The 1420-nt window shown below is 71.0% G+C and carries 1 protein-coding gene; it reads left to right on the plus strand.

Annotated elements, in window-relative coordinates:
• Nucleotides 1-27 precede the first annotated feature (27 nt).
• Nucleotides 28-1420: ABC1 kinase family protein (locus AC07BF_RS37820; RefSeq protein ID WP_478334609.1), on the plus strand; the 1393-nt coding region annotated here is incomplete at its 3' end.

Below are 1420 nucleotides of genomic sequence, written 5' to 3' on the forward strand. Positions count from 1 at the left end.
CGTGGCCGCCCTGTCTCTGGAGGCTGTGTGTCCGCTCGTGCGCTCTACGTCTCGGGGGTCCTGGGGCGTCTGCTCGCCGACGAGTTGCGGCGCCCCGGGCGCAAGGGCAGCGGGAAGCACGAGGAGGAGAGCGGGCGGGCGCGGGCGGTGCGGGAGGCCTTGCAGTCGCTGGGCCCCTTCTACATCAAGGTCGGCCAGATCCTCTCAACCCGCCCCGACTTCGTGCCCGAGGCGATGATCGAGGAACTCCGCCTGCTCCACGACCAGGTCACCCCGCTCCCCTTCGACGTCTTCGAGCCCGTCCTGGCCGCCGAGTTCGGCCCCCGCTGGCCGCGCCTGTTCCGCGACATCGACACCGAAACGCCGCTCGGCGCAGCGTCGCTGGCCCAGGTCTACCGCGCCGATCTGGCGGACGGCACGGCGGCGGCGGTGAAGATTCAGCGCCCCGGTGTCGCTCAGGTCATGGCCCAGGACATGGCCGTTCTGCGCCGCGCGGCGCGTCTGGTCGTTCGGGCAGCGCCCCGCTTCACCGCGGTCGTCGACGTGCCGGCCATGCTCGGCGTGCTCTTCGACGCCATGCGGGACGAGAGCGACTTCCGTCGGGAGGCCGCCAACATGCGCCACGCCCTCGGCTTGACCGCCGGGTTCGAGCACCTGACCGTGCCCCGGGTCCTCCTCGCTCCCACCCGGCGGGTCCTGGTGCAGTCGCTGGCCCCCGGCACGTCCGTGCGCGACGCCGACCCCGCCGCGTTCACCGCCGACGAGCGCACCGGCATCGCCCGGGACCTGATGGCGTTCATGTACCGCGGGTACTTCCTCGACCGCTACTTCCACGCCGACCCCCACCCCGGCAACCTGTTCGTCGCCCCCGGCCACCCCGCCCACCTGATCGACTGGGGCATGGTCGGCCGCATCGATGCCACCATCAGCCGAAGCCTCGTCCTCGTCCTGCTCAATGCCGCCGCAGGCGACGGCCCCGGCCTGGCACGGACCTGGGCCGAGATGGGCAACCCCACCCCCTGGGCCGACCTCGCCGGATTCCGCACCGACATGAGCGCCCTCGTCCCGAAAGTCACCTCCGCATCCCTGGACGATCTCGACTTCGGTGTCACCCTCACCGCCGTCCTCGTCTGCGCCACCCGCCGCGGCATCCGCTCCAGCCCCGTCATCGCCCTCCTCGGCAAATCCTTCGCCAACCTCGAAGGATCCATCCGCCACCTCTGCCCCGAACTCTCCATCACCGACGTCTTCGCCGACAACCTGCGCACCATCATCTTCGGCCTCACCCGCGAGACCCTCTCCGAACAGCAAGCCGCCCGCACCGCCCTCGAACTCATCATCGCCGCCCCCGGCACCCTCCAGCAGAGCCGCAACATCCTGCGCAACCTCGCCGACAACGACCTCACCCTGAGCATCACCA

This window comes from Kitasatospora sp. NPDC043950, from assembly GCF_056435345.1.